Annotated in this window: 1 protein-coding gene; it reads right to left on the bottom strand. The window is 40.6% G+C overall.

Annotated elements, in window-relative coordinates:
• The coding region (locus A3773_RS19820) for a hypothetical protein (RefSeq protein WP_197462845.1) at positions 1-448 on the bottom strand (448 nt) is incomplete at both ends.

Genomic DNA, 448 nt, shown 5'->3' with positions numbered 1-448 from the left:
GACACTGATAATGAGATGGTCTTCCTCGTTTTTTTTTCCTTTCTTTCTCCTTTCTTTTTCCCTTCCCCTCTCCTCCCTTTTTTCTTTCTTCCCTCTCCCTTTTCTCCTCTCCTCTTTCTCCCTTTTTCTCTCCTCTTTTTTTACTAACTTCCTCTTTTTCCCCTTTTCCTTTTTTTTCCCTCCTCTCTTTCCTTCCCCCTTTCTCCCTCTCTTCCCTTCTTCCTTCTCTCTTTCTCTCCTTTTCCCCTCTCCCCTTTCCCTCTCCTCTTCTTCTCCTCTCTTCTTCCCCTCCTCTTTCTTTCCCCCTCTTTTTTTTTCCTCCTTTCCTCTCTTTTTCCTTCTCTCTTTCTTTCTTTTCTTCCTTCTTCCTCTTCCCTTTTTCTTCTTTCTTTTCTTTCTTTTTTTTTTCTATTTGCTTTTTCTCTTTTTTTTTTCCTCTTTCTCCCCT

Source organism: Neptuniibacter pectenicola (assembly GCF_001597735.1).
Lineage (GTDB): Bacteria > Pseudomonadota > Gammaproteobacteria > Pseudomonadales > Balneatricaceae > Neptuniibacter > Neptuniibacter pectenicola.
The sequence above is the reverse complement of the archived record's forward strand: the minus strand, read 5'-3'. Positions and strand labels throughout refer to the sequence as shown.